The following is a 16,024-nucleotide window of genomic DNA, read 5'->3' as shown; positions in this document are numbered from 1 at the left end:
TTCGCGGTGCGCCGCACGGCCTCACGGGCGCAAGTCCAGAGGGAGACGATGCCGCGGCCCGTGCGCTCCGGGTAGGTTGCTTGAGCGTATCGGCGACGATGCGCCTAGAGGAATGACTGTCCACGACAGAACCCGGCTTATCGATCGGCTCTGCCTTGATTCTTCAACGTCTGGCCCGGGACTTCCGGGCCAGACGTTCTTCGCGGCGCGCCGCACGGCCTCACGGGCGCAAATCCAGAGGGAGACGATGCCGCGGGCCCGTGTGCTCCGCGGCCGGATTAATCGAGGCCGAGTTTCTCGGCGTATTCCGCTTCCAGCTGCGTGTGCGTGCGCCAGAACGGGCGTGGGGCGCGGCCGGCAAGCCGGTCTTCGAGAATGCCCAGATGCGTATGCCAGCCGCCGGCGACGCTGAGCAGTTCGTGCGCCTGCAGGCGGCGATGGATGAGCACGAGGCGGACCTTGTCGCCCTCGGCGGTGAGTTCGAAGCTCACTTCGGAATCCTCTTCCTCGATCTCGCCGGGCAGATCCGTCCACGTGTAACTCAGCCGGTGCGGTGGCTCGCAGCGGGTGATCCGGCCGAACATGCTGCCGGTGTTCTCGTAATCGCGATACTTCTCCGGCGCGGGGTCGTCGCCTTCGGCGAGTTCCGCGTTGCGGAAATGCAGGGCGACATCCCCGCCGGCGTCCGACGCCATCGGGCCTGCGGCCAGCCACTGCGCCCGCTTGTCGGATTCGGTGAGGAAGGCCCAGACGCGTTCGATCGGACCCGGCAGCAGACGTTCGAAACGGATCGTATCGTCGGCGATCAGGGTGCCATGGTCGTTCATCGCGGAAACTCCTTGTCGGTCGTGGCGGGCAGGTTCGCATCGGCGGCCAGCAATGCCTGAAGGGCATCGAGGCGGGTGTTCCAGAACGCGGCGTAGCGACGCAGCCAGGCATCGGCGTCGGCCAGCGGGGCGGCGTCGAGCGCGCAGCGGTGCGTGCGGCCCGAGACCGTGCGCTTCACCAGGCCGGCGCGTTCCAGGGTTTTGATGTGCTTCGAGGCCGCCGCCAGGCTGATCCGGTGCGGGGCGGCCAGCTCGCCCACGCTGCGTTCCCCCTGGCTGAGGTCGGCCAGCATCGCCCGGCGTGTCGGGTCGGCGAGGGCCTGGAAGACCCGGTCGAGATGCTGCGGCTGATATTCAATCATGTGGTTGAATATCGTGGGTGCTTCATCAATTGTCAACCAGTCGGTTGAATTTCATGCGCGAGCGCCCCAGGCACACCTGAAGCGTCCTTGCGGAGCCCGGGCCCGGGTCGTTCAAGGGCTGAAATCTCAAAATTTGAGACGAAACAGAGGGTTGTGGATAAACCTTGAACTATTCTGTGAACATTGCCGCAAGTCATTGACGCGCCTAGTGAAATTCGGTGCATAAAGTTGTTGACAACCCTGTGCGCCGCTCCTAATGTGGCGACTCGTGGGAAAACCGGGCAATTAGTGGTTTTTCCGAGTTGACCAAGCCCGCTGAAGACGGGCACAACCGGGCAGGCAACGTGTTTCAAGGTGAGACCGCCATCACGATCGACGACAAGGGCCGGCTGGCGATCCCGACCAGCTATCGGGACTTGATCGCGCGGGTGTGCGAGAGCCGGCTGGTCATCACCTACAACCCGTTCGAAGCCGGTTCGCTCTACCTCTACCCCCAGCCGGTCTGGGAGAAGGTGCGGGACCAGGTCAACGCGTTGCCGCGCACCAAGAGCGTCAGCCGCAGTCTGCAGCTGAAGCTGGTGGGTGCGGCCACGTTCGTCGAACCCGACGGCAGCGGCCGCATCGGCGTTCCGGCGAGCCACCGCAGCGCGGTGGGCATCGACAAGCGCGCCGTGCTGCTGGGCATGGGCGACAAGTTCGAATTGTGGAGCGAGCAGGCGCACCACGCGCAGATCCGCATGACGCTGAGCGATGCGGATCTCGGCGAGGCGATGCTCGATCTGCAGCTGTGACCGCGGGTGGCGCGGGTCCGGTGCCCGCCCACCTGCCGGTGCTGCATTCGCCAGTGCTGCATTTGCCGGTGATGTTCGTGCAGGTCATGGACGGGCTGCGGATTCGGAAGGATGGAACGTATCTCGATGGCACCTTCGGGCGTGGCGGTCATGCCCGTGGCGTGCTGGAACGCCTGAACGACGGAGGCCGATTGCTGCTGATGGACAAGGATCCCGAAGCGATCCGCGTCGCCGAACGCGAGTTCGGCGCGGACGCGCGCGTCGCGATCCATCGCGGCAGTTTCATCGATCTCGCGCACTGGGATCTGGCGCAGCAGGGCCTCGACGGCATCCTCTTCGACCTCGGTGTGTCCTCGCCGCAGCTGGACGTGGCCGAGCGCGGCTTCAGTTTCGGCAAGGACGGCCCGCTGGACATGCGCATGGACCCGGAGTCCGGCGAAAGCGCGGCGCAGTGGCTGGCGCGCGCCGACGAGCGCGAGATCGCCGATGTGCTGTGGACCTGGGGCGAAGAAAAGCAGAGCCGGCGCATCGCCCGCGCGATCGTCGCCCGTCGCGGCGCCGAACCGCTGACCCGGACGGCGCAGTTGGCCGAACTGATCGCCTCGGTAGTGCCGCGCGGCGCGCAGAAGATCCATCCCGCAACCCGCAGCTTCCAGGCGATCCGCATCTTCATCAACCGCGAACTCGACGACCTCGAACGCGGGCTCGACGCCGCCTACGCGGCGCTGAAGCCCGGCGGCCGGCTCGCGGTGATCAGCTTCCATTCGCTGGAAGACCGCATCGTCAAGCGTTTCATCGCCGCGCGCGCCAAGGCGCCGCCGACCAATCGCCGCATGCCGGTCGAGATCGCGTTCACGCCGACGCTGCGCATGATCGGCGACGCGCAGAAGGCGACCGAAGAGGAGACCGCCGCCAACCCGCGCGCGCGCAGCGCCGTGCTGCGCGTGGCCGAAAAGATCGGCGGTGACGCATGAGCCTGCGCGTGATCGTCGCCGTGCTGGTGCTGGCATCGCTGGTCTCCGCGATCGGTGTGGTCCATGCCCGCTATCGCCATCGCCAGTTGTTCATCGAGCTGTCGCGGCTGGAGAAGGCGCGCGACGCGCTCAACATCGAATTCAGCCGGCTGCAGTTGGAGCAGGCGACCTGGGCGGAAAGCAACCGCATCGACAAGGTCGCGCGCGAGCGTCTCGGCATGAAGACGCCGGAGCCGGGCGATATCGTGGTGCTGCGCCCATGAGTCGACTCCTCGAACGTTTGGCCGACTGGCGCAAGCGCGGCAACGATCGCCGCAGCCCGGGCTCGCGGGCGCGCGCGCAGTTCAACCTGCGCGGCCGGCTGATGCTGGTCTCCGGCGCGCTCGGCGTGTGCGCGCTGGCGCTGGTGGCGCGCGCGGTCGATCTGCAGCTGGTGCGCAACGAGTTCTACCAGAAGCAGGGCGACGAACGCTTCCTGCGCGAGATCGAGATTCCGACCAGCCGCGGCATGATCACCGATCGCAACGGCGAGCCGCTGGCGGTGTCGACGCCGGTGGAATCGATCACTGCCAATCCGAAGGAACTGCTGAAGTATCCGAACCGCGTACCGCAGCTGGCGGCGGCGCTGGGCGTCGACGCCGAGACGCTCGCCCGCAAGCTGACCCAGCGCGCCGACAAGGAGTTCGTGTATCTCAAGCGCCGCATCAATCCGGCCGAGGCACGCCGGATTCTGGCGCTGAACGTGCCGGGCGTGTCCTCGCAGCGCGAATATCGCCGCTTCTATCCGCAGGGCGAGGCGATCGCGCATGTGCTCGGCTTCACCAACATCGACGATCGTGGCCAGGAAGGCCTGGAACTGGCGTTCGACGAGACGCTGGCGGGCCGTCCCGGCGCGAAGCGCGTGATCCGCGACAACCGAGGCCGGATCGTCGAGGAAGTCGACCTGATCCGCCCGGCCGAGCCGGGGCAGAACATCACCCTCACCATCGATCGCCGGATCCAGTTCCTGGCCTATCGCGAGCTGAAGCGCGCGCTGCAGGAAACCCGCGCCGTCAGCGGTTCGGTCGTGGTGCTCGACGTCGCGACCGGCGAAGTGCTGGCGATGGCCAACCTGCCGTCGTTCAATCCCAACGCGGTGAGCGTGGGCAACCGCGATGCGCATCGCAACCGCGCGGTGACCGACGTGATCGAGCCCGGATCGACCATGAAGCCGCTGACCGTGGCGGCGGCGCTGGAATCCGGCGTCATCACGCCGCAGTCGGTCTTCGACACCAACCCCGGCTGGATGCCCAACGGTCGTTGGCGGACCACCGACACCCACAACTACGGCGTGCTCGATACCACCGGCGTGATCCGCAAGAGTTCCAACGTCGGTTCGGCCAAGATCGTGCAGCGCCTCGAAAAGGCGCAGTTCCACGGTTTTCTCAGCCGCTTCGGCTACGGTCGCGTCACCGGCAGCGGTTTTCCGGGCGAAAGCCCGGGCAATCTGCCGAAGCCGGAATTCTGGAGCGGCACCACCAAGCAGACGATGTCCTACGGCTACGGCATGAACGCGACGCCGCTGCAGATCGCGCGCGTCTACGCCACGCTGGGCAACGGCGGGCGCGCGGTGGTGCCGACCTTCATCAAGGGCGAAGCCGGCGAAAGCGCGCAGGTGCTGGATCCGAAGATCGCGAACGAAGTGCTGCGGATGATGCAGACCGTGACCGAACCGGGCGGCACCGCGACCCAGGCCGCGATCCTCGGTTATCACGTCGCCGGCAAGACCGGCACCGCGCGCATTTCCTACAACGGCGGCTATTCGCGGCGCTACAACGCGTTCTTCGCTGGTCTGGTGCCGGTGGACAACCCGCGCTTCTCGATGGTCGTGGTGCTGAAGGATCCGGACCCCACGCTCGGCTACACCGGCGGTCTGGTCTCCGCGCCGGTGTTCCGCAACGTGATGGAAGGCGCGCTGCGCCTGATGGACGTGCCGCCGGACGACATCGACACCTGGCTCGCGGCGCAGGCCGCCGCCGATGCTAGGCGCAGCCGTCAGGCGGGCGCGACGGTCGCCATGCCGCGCGCCGCCGTGCCCGCGGCGATGCCCACGGTCGCCGCGCCGCCGGTCGCCCTCGATGCGCTGCCGCCCGCGGGAGGTTCGCGATGAGCCGGCGCATGCGTCTCGCCGAACTCCTGCCGGATGTCGCCGGCGTGCCGCAGGACCTGCAGATCTCCGGGCTGGTGCAGGACAGTCGCGCGATCCGTGCGGGCGACGCCTTCGTCGCGATCGCCGGCTTCGGTGCGCACGGCCTGAAATTCGTCGCCCAGGCCGAGGCCGCCGGCGCGTCCGCGATCCTGTTCGAACCGCCGCTGCCCGACGAATTCGCAGCGAGCGCATCGGCCACCGCTCACATGACTGCGGTGCCGATGATCGCGGTGCCCGGCCTGCGCGCGCGTCTCGGTGCGATGGCCGACGCCTTCCACGGCGCACCGACCCGCGCGATGACCACGGTCGGCGTCACCGGCACCAACGGCAAAACGTCGACGGTGCAAATGCTGGCGCAGGCGTGGACGCTGCGCGGTTGTCGCGCCGGCACCATCGGCACGCTCGGCGCCGGGCTGTACGGCGAGGCGGTGCCGACCGGCTTTACCACGCCGCTGGTGCTGCAACTCCACGCGCTGCTCGCGCATCTGCGCGACCAGGGCGCCGAAGCGGTGGCGATGGAAGTCAGCTCGCACGCGCTCGATCAGGGCCGCGTCGACGGCGTGCATTTCCGGGTCGGTGCGTTCACCAATCTCACCCGCGATCATCTCGACTACCACGGCACCATGGATGCGTATGGCGCGGCCAAGGCGAAGCTGTTCGCATGGCCCGGGCTGGACGCGGCGGTGATCAATCTCGACGACGCCTTCGGCGAGCGCGTGCACGGTGCGCTGCCGGCATCGGTGCGCGCGGTCGGCGTCAGTTCGCGCGGACATGCCGCCGCCGCGGTGCGCGCCGAAGACATCGCGCTCGATATCGCCGGCATCCGCTTCGCGCTGCGCATCGGCGATGCGCGCCATCCGGTGCGTTCCCCGCTGCTCGGCCGGTTCTACGTCGACAACCTGCTGACGGTGGCCGGTACGCTGCATGCGCTGGGCGAATCGCCGGCGGACATCGCCGACGTGCTGTCGCGGCTGCATCCGGTGAACGGCCGCATGAACCGTCTCGGCGGCGAGCGCGGCCGGCCGCTGGTCGTCGTCGATTACGCGCACACGCCCGATGCGCTGGAACAGGCGCTGTCGGCGCTGCGTGCGCATGCCACGGGTCGCGTGATCTGCGTGTTCGGCTGCGGCGGCGACCGCGATCGCGGCAAGCGCCCGCAGATGGCGGCGATCGCCGAAGCGCATGCCGACGCGGTGATCGTGACCGACGACAATCCGCGCACCGAGAACGGCGACGCGATCGTCGCCGACATCCTCGCGGGCTTCGCCCATCCCGATGCGGTCGCGATCCGCCGCGATCGCGCCGCGGCCATCGCCCAGGCGATCGGCATGGCGGTCGACGGCGACATCGTGCTGATCGCCGGCAAGGGCCACGAACCGTATCAGGAGATCGACGGCGTGCAGCATCCCTTCGACGACACCGCCACCGCGCGGACGGTGCTGGAGGCGTGCGCATGACGCCGCTCTCGCTCGCGCGGATCGCAAGGGCCGTCAACGGCCGCCTCGTCGGCGTCGACCTGCAGGTTGACGTGCTGGTCACCGACACCCGCAAACTCGACGCCGCCGATACCGCCGCGGCGCTGTTCGTCGCGCTGAAGGGCGAAAACTTCGACGGCAACGATTACGTCGAACGTGCGGCCGCGCTCGGCGCTCGTGCCGCGTTGGTCTCGCGCGAGATCGATGGCCTCGCCATTCCGCAGATCGTGGTCGCGAACACCGAACTCGCGCTGGCCCAACTGGCCACCGCGCTGCAGCGCGAGCGCGCGATCAAGGTCGTCGCGGTCACCGGCAGCAACGGCAAGACCAGCGTGAAGACGCTGATCACTGCGATCCTGCAGGGCGCCGGCAAGACCTACGCGACGCCCGGCAACCGCAACAACGAGATCGGCATGCCGCTGGCGGTGATCGAGACGCCCGACGACGCCGCATTCGCGGTGTACGAAATGGGCACGGGCAAGCCCGGCGACATCGCCTATCTCACCGCGATCGCGCCGCCGGACGTGGCTCTGGTCAACAACGTCGCGCCCGCGCATCTCGAACGCATGGGCAGTCTGCTGGAGATCGCCAACACCAAGGCCGCGGTCTACGACGACCTGCGCAGCGGCGGCGCGGCGGCGATCAACGCCGACGACGCCTTCGCGCCGTATTTCGCGGAGCGCGCGCACGGCCATCGCCTGATCCGCTTCGGCCTCGAGGCCGATGCCGACGTGACCGCGCGCGACATCGCGCTCGATGCCGAGGGTTCGCGCTTCATCCTGGTCACGCCGGAAGGCGAGGCGCCGGTGACGCTGTCGATGCCGGGCCGTCACAACGTGCTCAACGCGCTGGCCGCGACCGCGCTGGCGATGGGCGCGGGGGTGTCGCTGGCGACGATCGCGGCTGGACTCAACGCCGCGCAGCCGGTCGCCGGTCGTCTCAATCTGCATCGCCTGCCGGGTGGCGCGACGTTGATCGACGACAGCTACAACGCGAACCCCGGTTCGCTGAAGGCGGCGATCGACACGCTGGCCGCGGCCGGCGGCGACGCCTGGCTGGTGCTCGGCGACATGCGCGAACTGGGCGACGATGCCGCCGCGCTGCACGCCGAAGTGGGGCGTCGCGCGAAGGCCTCGGGGATCGCGCGGCTGTACGCGCTCGGCGCGCTCAGCGCCGCGGCGGCCGACGCGTTCGGCGACGGCGCGCGGGTGTTCGACACCCACGCCGCGCTCGTCGCCGCGCTGCGCAACGATATCGACGGAAAGGAGGCCCCCGGCGCGCTGCGCGTGCTGGTGAAGGGGTCGCGCGGCAGCGCGATGGACAGGATCGTGAAAGACATGCTAGCCGACGGCGTCCATGCCGATCGCGCGGGCGGGGGAGAAACGCATGCTGCTTGAGTTGACGCGCTGGCTGGAACAACTGCAGAGCCTGTTCGGGCTGTTCGGCTACCTGACGTTCCGCGGGATCCTCGCGGCGCTGACCGCGCTCGGGCTGTCGCTGTGGTGGGGGCCGGCGGTGATCGCGCGTCTCGCCACGCTCAAGGGCGGTCAGCCGATCCGCAAGGACGGCCCGCAGTCGCATTTCTCCAAGGCCGGCACGCCGACCATGGGCGGTGCGCTGATCCTGCTGACCGTGATCGCGTCGGTGCTGCTGTGGGGCGATCTGCGCAACCGTTATGTCTGGCTGGTGCTGGCGGTGATGGTCGCGTTCGGCTGGATCGGCTGGTGGGACGACTGGATCAAGATCGTCAAGCGCGATCCCAACGGCATGAAGTCGCGCACGAAGTACGCGCTGCAGTCGCTGTTCGGCCTCGCGGCCGGCCTGTTCCTGTATTTCACCGCCGACGCGCAGTCGGCCACGACCCTGTACATCCCGTTCTTCAAGAACGTGGCGCTGCCGCTGGTCGGCATCGGCGGCACGATCTTCTTCGTCGGCGTCGCCTATTTCTGGATCGTGGGCTTCTCCAACGCGGTGAACCTGACCGACGGTCTCGACGGTCTCGCGATCATGCCCACCGTGCTCGTCGCCTGCGCGCTGGGCGTGTTCGCCTACGCCACCGGCAACGTGAAGTTCGCGACCTACCTGCAGATCCCGATCGTGCCGGGCGCGGGCGAACTGGTGATCATCTGCGCGGCGATCGCCGGCGCCGGGCTCGGCTTCCTGTGGTTCAACACCTATCCGGCGATGGTGTTCATGGGCGACATCGGCGCGCTGGCGCTGGGTGCCGTGCTCGGCACGATCGCCGTGATCGTGCGCCAGGAACTGGTGCTGGTGCTGATGGGCGGCATCTTCGTGATCGAAACCCTGTCGGTGATGATCCAGGTCGTCTCGTTCAAGCTCACCGGCAAGCGCGTGTTCCGGATGGCGCCGATCCATCACCACTTCGAACTGAAGGGCTGGCCGGAGCCGCGCGTGATCGTGCGCTTCTGGATCATCTCGGTGATCCTCGTCCTCGTCGGCCTCGCCACGTTGAAGATCCGCTGATGACGAACTGGCCCGCCCTTCCGCGCTTCGGTCTCGGCCATCAGGCCACGCGTCTCGACGCGTTGCCCGGCCGCTACGACCCGTGGCTGCTCGGCACGTCGATCGCGCTGGCGTGTTTCGGCGTGGTGATGGTGGCGTCCAGTTCGATCGCGATCGGCGAGGGCCTCGATGTCGGCCCGTACTACTTCCTCATCAAACATCTGATGTTCCTGACGATGGGCGTGGCCCTCGCCGGTCTGCTGATGCGCACCGAACTCAAGACCATCGAGCAGCAGGACCGCCTGCTGCTGGTGATGTGCTTCGTGCTGCTGATCCTGGTGTTCGTGCCCGGCATCGGCAAGACCGTGAACGGCGCGCGCCGCTGGCTGAACTTCGGAATCATGGGCTTCCAGGCGGTGGAAGCGGTGAAGGTGATGTACGTCGTGTGGCTCGCGAGCTATCTGGTGCGCTTCCGCGACGAAGTCAACGCGACCTGGCGCGCGATGCTCAAGCCTCTGGGCGTCGCCATCGCCCTGGTGGTGCTGCTGATCAGACAGCCGGACTTCGGTTCGCTGTCGCTGATCCTCGCGATCACCGCCGGCATGCTGGTGCTCGGCGGCGTGCATCTGCCGCGGATGTTCGGGCCGGTGCTGGTTGGCCTGCCGCTGCTCGCGATCATCGCGATCGCCGAACCGTATCGCTGGCGGCGCTTCACCTCGTTCTGGGACCCGTGGGCGGATCCGTTCGACAGCGGTTACCAATTGACCAATGCGCTGATGGCGATCGGTCGCGGCGAGTGGTTCGGCGTCGGCCTCGGCGGTTCGGTGCAGAAGCTGTCGTACCTGCCCGAAGCGCATACCGACTTCATCCTCGCGGTGATCGCCGAGGAGCTGGGTTTCGTCGGCGTCTGCCTGGTCATCGCGCTGTTCGCGCTGCTGGTCGGCCGCGCGTTCTGGATCGGCCTGAAATGCGTCGAGATGCGCCGTCATTTCGCTGGCTACTGCGCGTTCGGCGTCGCGCTGTCGCTGGGCCTGCAGAGCTTCGTGTCGATCGGCGTGAATCTCGGCCTGCTGCCGACCAAGGGCCTGACCCTGCCGCTGATTTCCTCCGGCGGTTCGAGCGTCCTCGGCACCTGCGCCGCGCTGGGCCTGCTGCTGCGCGTGTCCTACGAACTCGATCGCGCCGAGCGCCAGGTCGCGCGCCTGCGCGGCGAATCGGCGCAGGTGTCCGGCGGCGTGCCGCCCACCGCGCAGCCGGTGCCGACGACGACCGCGCCGACGCTGGGCAACGTGCGTGGCACCAGCCGTCTGCGCGACCGCGTCGAGCCGACCTTCGGGAGGAGCGCATGAGCGCTGAACCGAACGCCATCGCGAATGGCACCGCGCCGGTGATGATCCTCGCCGGCGGCACCGGCGGACACATTTTCCCCGGCCTCGCGGTCGCCGCCGCGCTGCGCGCGCGCGGCGTGCCGGTGGTCTGGCTGGGCGCGGAAGGCGGCATGGAAACGCGACTGGTGCCGCAGCACGGGATCGAGATCGAGACGATCGCGATCTCCGGCGTGCGCGGCAAGGGCCTGGGCACGCTGCTGCGCGCGCCGCTGCGCGTGCTGGCGGCGATCCGCGCCGCTGCGAAGGTGCTGGGCGCGCGCAAGCCGCGCGCGGTGGTGAGCTTCGGCGGCTTCGCGGCCGGCCCGGGCGGGATCGCGTCGGTGCTCGCCGGCATTCCGCTGCTGGTGCACGAACAGAATCGCGCGCCGGGCATGACCAATCGCGTGCTCGCGACATTCGCGCGCCGCGTGCTCTGCGGCTTCCCCGACGCGTTCCCCGGCAAGGAAACGGTCGTCGGCAATCCGGTGCGCGACGTGATCGCGGCCATCGCGCCGCCGGCCGCGCGTTTCGAAGGTCGCGACGAAGGTCTGCGCCTGCTGGTGTTGGGCGGCAGCCAGGGCGCGCGCGCATTGAACGATGCGGTACCGCAGGCGCTGCGCCAGTTGCAGGGCGCGGGCATCGACGTGCGCCACCAGTGCGGCGAGAAGATGCGCGACGCGGCGGTCGCGGCTTACGCGCAGGCCGGCGTCGCGGCGTCGGTCGAACCGTTCATCGCCGACATGGCCGCGGCCTATGCCTGGGCCGATCTCGTGGTCTGTCGCGCTGGCGCGCTGACCATCGCCGAAGTCTGCGCCGCGGGCGTCGGCAGCATCCTGGTGCCCCTGCCCACCGCGGTCGACGACCACCAGACCAAGAACGCGCAGTACGTCGTGCAGCGTCGCGCCGGTGTGCTGCTGAAGCAGGACGCGGACCTGGCCGACAAGCTCGCGATGGAACTGCGCAATCTCGTCATCGATCCGACGAAACGCCTGTTCATGGCCGAAGCGGCGCGCACGCTGGCCAGGGTCGACGCCGCCGAACGCGTCGCCGACGCAGTGCTCGAGGAGGCACGCGCATGATCCGTCGACTGCTCGACATCAAGGACGTTTCGAAAGCCTTTCCGCGGGTGCACTTCGTCGGTATCGGCGGCGTGGGCATGAGCGGCATCGCGGAAGTGCTGTGCACGCTGGGTTATCAGGTGTCCGGCTCGGACAACGCCGACAATGCGACCACGCGCCGGCTGGCGTCGCTCGGCGCCACCGTCTGCCGCGGTCATGCGGCCGCGAACGTGCTCGGCGCCGACTGCGTGGTCGTGTCCAGTGCGATCAAGCGCGACAACCCCGAATGGATGGAGGCGCAGGCGCAGCGCATCCCGGTGGTGCCGCGCGCCGAGATGCTGGCCGAACTGATGCGTTTCCGTCGCGGCATCGCGATCGCCGGCACCCACGGCAAGACCACGACCACGTCGCTCAGCGCGAGCGTGCTGGGCGAGGGCGGGCTCGATCCGACCTTCGTCATTGGCGGCCAGTTGCTGGCCGCGGGCGCCAATGCGCGCCTGGGCAGCGGCGAATGGCTGGTGGCCGAGGCCGACGAAAGCGATGGCAGCTTCCTGCGCCTGAATCCGCTGATCGCGGTCGTGACCAACATCGACGCCGATCACCTCGAGAACTACGGTGGCGATTTCGCCCGGGTGAAGGCGGCGTTCTCGGAATTCCTGCATAGGCTTCCGTTCTACGGCCTCGCGGTGCTGTGCATCGACGACGCCGAAGTCGCCGCGCTCGCGGCCGACATGCCGCGACACGTGGTCACCTACGGCCTCGCCGCGCACGCCGACGTGCGCGCCGAAGACGTCGAGCAGGCCGGCCCGGCGATGCGCTTCACCCTGTGCCTGCCCGACGGTTCGCGCACGCCGGTGACGCTGGCGCTGCCCGGCCGCCACAACGTGCAGAACGCGCTCGCCGCCGCGACCATCGGTTGGCAGCTCGGCGTCGCGCCGGACACCATCGCCCGCGCGCTGGAGAAGTTCGCCGGCATCGGCCGTCGCTTCAATCTGCTCGCCGAACCGCGCACGGCGCAGGGCGCGAAGGTGCAGCTGGTCGACGATTACGGCCATCACCCCAAGGAACTCGAAGCGGTGTTCCAGGCCGCGCGCGGCGGTTGGCCGGATCGCCGGCTGGTGGTCGCGTTCCAGCCGCATCGCTACAGCCGGACGCGCGATCTGTTCGATGACTTCGCCGCGGTCCTGTCGAGTGTCGATGCGCTGGTGTTGACCGAGGTCTATCCCGCGGGCGAAGCCCCGATCGCGGGCGCCGATGCCAAGTCGCTGGCGCGCAGCATCCGCGCGCGCGGCCGCATCGACCCGGTCGTGGTCGGCAGCGCCGGCGAACTCTCTTCCGTGCTGCCGGACGTGCTGCGCGACGGCGACCTGCTGCTGATGATGGGCGCGGGCGACATCGGCGCTGCCGCGCAGCAGATCGCCACCCAGGGATTCCCCCAGAGCCTTTCCGAGGACGCCACGTCGTGACCGCCGCTGCGCCACAGCCCCGTTTCCAGGATCCCGCCGTGTTCGGCCGCGTCGCCGTGCTCATGGGCGGCACCAGCGCCGAGCGCGAAGTCTCGCTCGAATCCGGCCGCAACGTGCTCGACGCGCTGCGCGCGCGCGGCATCGATGCGCATGCGGTGGACGGCATCCCGGCGCTGATCGCCGCGCTCATGGACAAGCGTTACGAGCGCGTCTTCAACATCCTCCACGGCAACAGGGGCGGCGGCGAGGATGGCGTGCTGCAGGGTGCGCTGGAGGCGCTCGGCGTGCCCTACACCGGTTCGGGCGTGCTCGGATCGGCGCTGAGCATGGACAAGATCCGCACCAAGCAGGTGTGGATGAGCGAAGGGCTGCCGACACCGAAATTCGAGCGCCTGCGCCCCGGCGCGGACATGCGCGCGGCCGCGCGCGCGCTGGGCCTGCCGGTGTTCGTCAAACCGTCGTGCGAAGGCTCCAGCGTCGGCGTCTTCCGCATCCTCGCCGAGTCCGATCTCGATGCCGCGGAAGCCTTCGCCGCCAGCTATGCGGGCGAGTTGCTGATGGAACAGATGGTGATCGGCGAGGAATTCACCGTCGGCATCTTCGGCGACCTCGCGCTGCCGTCGATCCGGATCGTGCCGGCGGGCGAGTGGTACGACTATCACGCCAAGTACATCGCCGACGACACCCAGTATCTCTGTCCGGGCCTCGAAGGCGACGACGAAACCGCGATCCGCGATCTCGCGCTGCGCGCGTTCCGCGCCGCCGCCTGCAGCGGCTGGGGCCGCGTCGACGTCATGCGCGATCGCCGCCTCGGCCTGCAGCTCATCGAGATCAATACCGCGCCGGGCATGACCAGCCATTCGCTGGTGCCGAAGGCCGCACGCCAGATCGGCATCGATTTCGAAACCCTGTGCTGGCTGGTGCTGGAAAACACCCTCGCGGACAAGACGCTTGCGGATGCTGAGGTGCGCAGGGAATGAGCGCCTTCCTGCGACTGATGGCGTGGCTGCTGGCGCTGGCGCTGGTGGTGTTGCCGGTGGTGGCGGTGATCCGCGGCTGGGTCGGCGCGGATCGCTGGCCGCTGCGCACGGTGCTGGTGAACGGGCAACTCACCCGTGTCACCGACGCGCAGATCGTATCGGCCGTCTATCCGCACGCGCAGCGCGGTTTCTTCGCCGTGCGTCTCGAGGACGCGCAGGGCGCGGTGGCGCGGTTGCCGTGGATCGAACACGCGGAAGTGCGCAAGCAGTGGCCGGACAAGCTCGTGGTGACGGTGGTCGAACACCGTCCGTTCGCATGGTGGGGCCGCGATCGCCTGCTGTCCGAGCGCGGCAGGATCATTCCGGCGAAGGGCGTGGCCGTGCCGAAGGGCCTGCCGCGTTTCGATGGACCGGAAGCGCGCAGCGGCGATCTGGTGCGTCTGTACAACGAAGCGCGGGCGATGTTCGCTGCCGGCGGTCTCGATGTGCGCTCGCTGACGATCGACGATCGCGGCAGCTGGTCGATGACCCTGTCGAACGGCGCCGAAGTGCTGCTCGGCCGCGACGACGCCAGGCTGCGGCTGCAGCGGTTCGCCCGCCTGCTGCCGCAGTTGCCGGCGCAGGACGACCGCACGCTGCAGCGCGCCGATCTTCGTTACACCAATGGGTTTGCGCTCAGCTGGCAGGGGCTTACCCCCGAGCCCACCGGCTCGACGCATGTGCAGGACAAGACATGAACCGCAAAGGCGACAAATCGCTGATCGTCGGCCTCGACATCGGCACATCGAAGGTGGTGACGCTGGTCGGTGAATATTCGCCGGGCAACCCCATCGAAGTCATCGGCATCGGCACGCACGAATCGCGCGGGCTGAAGCGCGGCGTGGTCGTGGACATCGAATCGACCGTGCAGTCGATCCAGCGTGCGGTCGAAGAAGCCGAACTGATGGCCGGTTGCGAGATCCGCTCGGTGTACGCGTCGATCTCGGGCAACCACGTGCAGTGCCGCAATTCGCCGGGCATCGTGCCGATCCGCGACGGCGAGGTCAGCTACATGGATCTCGATCGCGTGCTGGAGGCGGCGAAGGCCGTGGCCATTCCGGCGGACCAGAAGATCCTGCACGCGATTCCGCGCGATTACGTGCTCGACGACTCGCAGGAAGGCATCCGCAACCCGGTCGGCATGACCGGCGTGCGCCTCGAAGTGCACGCGCATCTCGTGGTCTGCGCACAGTCGGCGGCGGCGAACATCAGCAAGTGCGTGCAGCGCTGCGGCCTGCAGGTGGACGATCTGATCTTCTCCTCGCTGGCGTCCAGCACCGCGGTGCTGACCAGCGACGAGCGCGAACTCGGCGTGGTGCTGGTCGATATCGGCGCCGGCACCACCGACATCGCGGTGTTCGTGCACGGCGCGATCTGCCACACCGCTTCGCTGCCGATTGCCGGCGACCACGTCACCAACGACATCGCGCACATGCTGCGCACGCCGACGCCGGAAGCGGAGCAGATCAAGGTCCGCTACGCGTGTGCGCTGGCGCAGCTGGCCACCGCCGAGGAAAGCATCCAGGTGCCCAGCGTCGGCGATCGCCCGCCGCGGCGGCTGCCGCGGCATGCGCTGGCGCAGGCGGTGCAGGGGCGCTACGAGGAAATCTTCGAGATGGTGCAGGCCGAACTGCGCCGTTCCGGCTTCGAGGAAATGGTGCGCGCCGGCATGGTGCTCACCGGCGGCGCCTCGAAGATGGAAGGCGTGATCGAACTGGCCGAGGAAATGCTGCAGATGCCGGTGCGCGTCGGCATCCCGCAGCACGTCAGCGGTCTGGGCGAGGTCGTCGGCAATCCGGTCCACGCCACCGGCGTCGGCCTGTTGCTGATGGGCAGCCAGATCGAACATCCGCGACGCCCGGTGATTCCCGCCGGTCGCGCGGTCGGCGTGTTCAACAAATTCAGGAACTGGTTCAAGGGCGAGTTTTAAGTATCAATGCGCGGGATTGGGCTTCCAGCCGCAACTCGCGCGCGAACGATTCCGGCGAAGCCGGATTCGTTCGCCGGTTCGAGCAGGCCGCTCGTACCGACGGC

At 68.5% G+C, this 16,024-nt stretch carries 15 protein-coding genes; 13 read left to right on the top strand and 2 right to left on the bottom strand.

From position 1 onward, the window contains the following. Nucleotides 1–278: 278 nt before the first annotated feature. Together ABD974_RS16620 and ABD974_RS16615 are read right to left on the bottom strand one after the other, a co-directional pair. Nucleotides 279–827: an SRPBCC family protein gene (locus ABD974_RS16620; RefSeq protein WP_345304449.1), complete on the bottom strand. Its 549-nt coding sequence runs from the start codon at nucleotides 825–827 to the stop codon at nucleotides 279–281. Next, nucleotides 824–1,189, bottom strand: a complete 366-nt coding sequence (locus ABD974_RS16615) for an ArsR/SmtB family transcription factor (RefSeq protein WP_345304448.1) — start codon at nucleotides 1,187–1,189, stop codon at nucleotides 824–826. Before ABD974_RS16615 ends, ABD974_RS16620 begins: the two co-directional genes overlap by 4 nt. A gap of 344 nt (nucleotides 1,190–1,533) precedes the next feature. Here ABD974_RS16615 and mraZ point away from each other — a divergent pair, with 344 nt between their 5' ends. From mraZ to ftsA, 13 genes are all read left to right on the top strand, one after another. Next, the gene (gene mraZ / locus ABD974_RS16610) at nucleotides 1,534–1,980 is read left to right on the top strand and encodes a division/cell wall cluster transcriptional repressor MraZ (RefSeq protein ID WP_345304461.1); all 447 of its coding nucleotides are present in this window, start codon (nucleotides 1,534–1,536) and stop codon (nucleotides 1,978–1,980) included. Between the two features lie 71 nt (nucleotides 1,981–2,051). Next, a complete protein-coding gene (rsmH, locus tag ABD974_RS16605; protein ID WP_425562724.1) occupies nucleotides 2,052–2,954 on the top strand; it encodes a 16S rRNA (cytosine(1402)-N(4))-methyltransferase RsmH in 903 nt (300 codons plus the stop codon). Beyond that, nucleotides 2,951–3,217: a cell division protein FtsL gene (ftsL, locus tag ABD974_RS16600; protein ID WP_345304446.1), complete on the top strand. Its 267-nt coding sequence runs from the start codon at nucleotides 2,951–2,953 to the stop codon at nucleotides 3,215–3,217. The genes rsmH and ftsL overlap by 4 nt, the downstream gene beginning before the upstream one ends. Further along, nucleotides 3,214–5,103, top strand: coding sequence for a peptidoglycan D,D-transpeptidase FtsI family protein (locus tag ABD974_RS16595; protein WP_345304445.1), 1,890 nt, complete (start codon nucleotides 3,214–3,216; stop codon nucleotides 5,101–5,103). The genes ftsL and ABD974_RS16595 overlap by 4 nt, the downstream gene beginning before the upstream one ends. Before the next feature lie 8 nt (nucleotides 5,104–5,111). Further along, nucleotides 5,112–6,599, top strand: a complete 1,488-nt coding sequence (locus ABD974_RS16590) for a UDP-N-acetylmuramoyl-L-alanyl-D-glutamate--2,6-diaminopimelate ligase (protein WP_345304460.1) — start codon at nucleotides 5,112–5,114, stop codon at nucleotides 6,597–6,599. Then, complete coding sequence (locus ABD974_RS16585) at nucleotides 6,590–8,014, top strand: UDP-N-acetylmuramoyl-tripeptide--D-alanyl-D-alanine ligase (protein WP_345304444.1); 1,425 nt, start codon at nucleotides 6,590–6,592, stop codon at nucleotides 8,012–8,014. Before ABD974_RS16590 ends, ABD974_RS16585 begins: the two co-directional genes overlap by 10 nt. Further along, nucleotides 8,004–9,101: a phospho-N-acetylmuramoyl-pentapeptide-transferase gene (gene mraY, locus ABD974_RS16580; protein ID WP_345304443.1), complete on the top strand. Its 1,098-nt coding sequence runs from the start codon at nucleotides 8,004–8,006 to the stop codon at nucleotides 9,099–9,101. The genes ABD974_RS16585 and mraY overlap by 11 nt, the downstream gene beginning before the upstream one ends. Next, the gene (ftsW, locus tag ABD974_RS16575) at nucleotides 9,101–10,429 is read left to right on the top strand and encodes a putative lipid II flippase FtsW (RefSeq protein WP_345304442.1); all 1,329 of its coding nucleotides are present in this window, start codon (nucleotides 9,101–9,103) and stop codon (nucleotides 10,427–10,429) included. The genes mraY and ftsW overlap by 1 nt, the downstream gene beginning before the upstream one ends. Then, the gene (murG, locus tag ABD974_RS16570) at nucleotides 10,426–11,526 is read left to right on the top strand and encodes an undecaprenyldiphospho-muramoylpentapeptide beta-N-acetylglucosaminyltransferase (RefSeq protein WP_345304441.1); all 1,101 of its coding nucleotides are present in this window, start codon (nucleotides 10,426–10,428) and stop codon (nucleotides 11,524–11,526) included. Before ftsW ends, murG begins: the two co-directional genes overlap by 4 nt. Then, nucleotides 11,523–12,971 carry a UDP-N-acetylmuramate--L-alanine ligase gene (murC, locus tag ABD974_RS16565; RefSeq protein WP_345304440.1) on the top strand — a complete coding sequence of 483 codons (1,449 nt, stop codon included), beginning with the start codon at nucleotides 11,523–11,525 and terminating at the stop codon, nucleotides 12,969–12,971. The genes murG and murC overlap by 4 nt, the downstream gene beginning before the upstream one ends. Next, nucleotides 12,968–13,951 (top strand): D-alanine--D-alanine ligase, encoded by a 984-nt coding sequence (locus tag ABD974_RS16560; protein WP_345304439.1) that lies wholly within the window; start codon nucleotides 12,968–12,970, stop codon nucleotides 13,949–13,951. Before murC ends, ABD974_RS16560 begins: the two co-directional genes overlap by 4 nt. Then, complete coding sequence (locus ABD974_RS16555) at nucleotides 13,948–14,688, top strand: cell division protein FtsQ/DivIB (RefSeq protein WP_345304438.1); 741 nt, start codon at nucleotides 13,948–13,950, stop codon at nucleotides 14,686–14,688. Before ABD974_RS16560 ends, ABD974_RS16555 begins: the two co-directional genes overlap by 4 nt. Then, complete coding sequence (gene ftsA / locus ABD974_RS16550) at nucleotides 14,685–15,920, top strand: cell division protein FtsA (RefSeq protein WP_345304437.1); 1,236 nt, start codon at nucleotides 14,685–14,687, stop codon at nucleotides 15,918–15,920. Before ABD974_RS16555 ends, ftsA begins: the two co-directional genes overlap by 4 nt. Nucleotides 15,921–16,024 lie beyond the last annotated feature (104 nt).

It is taken from the genome of Lysobacter hankyongensis, from assembly GCF_039543145.1.
In the GTDB taxonomy this organism is placed as follows: Bacteria; Pseudomonadota; Gammaproteobacteria; order Xanthomonadales; family Xanthomonadaceae; genus Lysobacter_I; species Lysobacter_I hankyongensis.
The sequence above is the reverse complement of the archived record's forward strand: the minus strand, read 5'-3'. Positions and strand labels throughout refer to the sequence as shown.

Bases quoted from the DNA above. Each gene is read 5' to 3' on its own strand.
- ABD974_RS16620 (WP_345304449.1), bottom strand. From the start codon at position 827: ATGAACGACCATGGCACCCTGATCGCCGACGATACGATCCGTTTCGAA.
- ABD974_RS16615 (WP_345304448.1), bottom strand. From the start codon at position 1,189: ATGATTGAATATCAGCCGCAGCATCTCGACCGGGTCTTCCAGGCCCTC.
- rsmH (WP_425562724.1), top strand. From the start codon at position 2,052: ATGTTCGTGCAGGTCATGGACGGGCTGCGGATTCGGAAGGATGGAACG.
- ftsL (WP_345304446.1), top strand. From the start codon at position 2,951: ATGAGCCTGCGCGTGATCGTCGCCGTGCTGGTGCTGGCATCGCTGGTC.
- ABD974_RS16595 (WP_345304445.1), top strand. From the start codon at position 3,214: ATGAGTCGACTCCTCGAACGTTTGGCCGACTGGCGCAAGCGCGGCAAC.
- ABD974_RS16590 (WP_345304460.1), top strand. From the start codon at position 5,112: ATGCGTCTCGCCGAACTCCTGCCGGATGTCGCCGGCGTGCCGCAGGAC.
- mraY (WP_345304443.1), top strand. From the start codon at position 8,004: ATGCTGCTTGAGTTGACGCGCTGGCTGGAACAACTGCAGAGCCTGTTC.
- ftsW (WP_345304442.1), top strand. From the start codon at position 9,101: ATGACGAACTGGCCCGCCCTTCCGCGCTTCGGTCTCGGCCATCAGGCC.
- murG (WP_345304441.1), top strand. From the start codon at position 10,426: ATGAGCGCTGAACCGAACGCCATCGCGAATGGCACCGCGCCGGTGATG.
- murC (WP_345304440.1), top strand. From the start codon at position 11,523: ATGATCCGTCGACTGCTCGACATCAAGGACGTTTCGAAAGCCTTTCCG.
- ABD974_RS16555 (WP_345304438.1), top strand. From the start codon at position 13,948: ATGAGCGCCTTCCTGCGACTGATGGCGTGGCTGCTGGCGCTGGCGCTG.
- ftsA (WP_345304437.1), top strand. From the start codon at position 14,685: ATGAACCGCAAAGGCGACAAATCGCTGATCGTCGGCCTCGACATCGGC.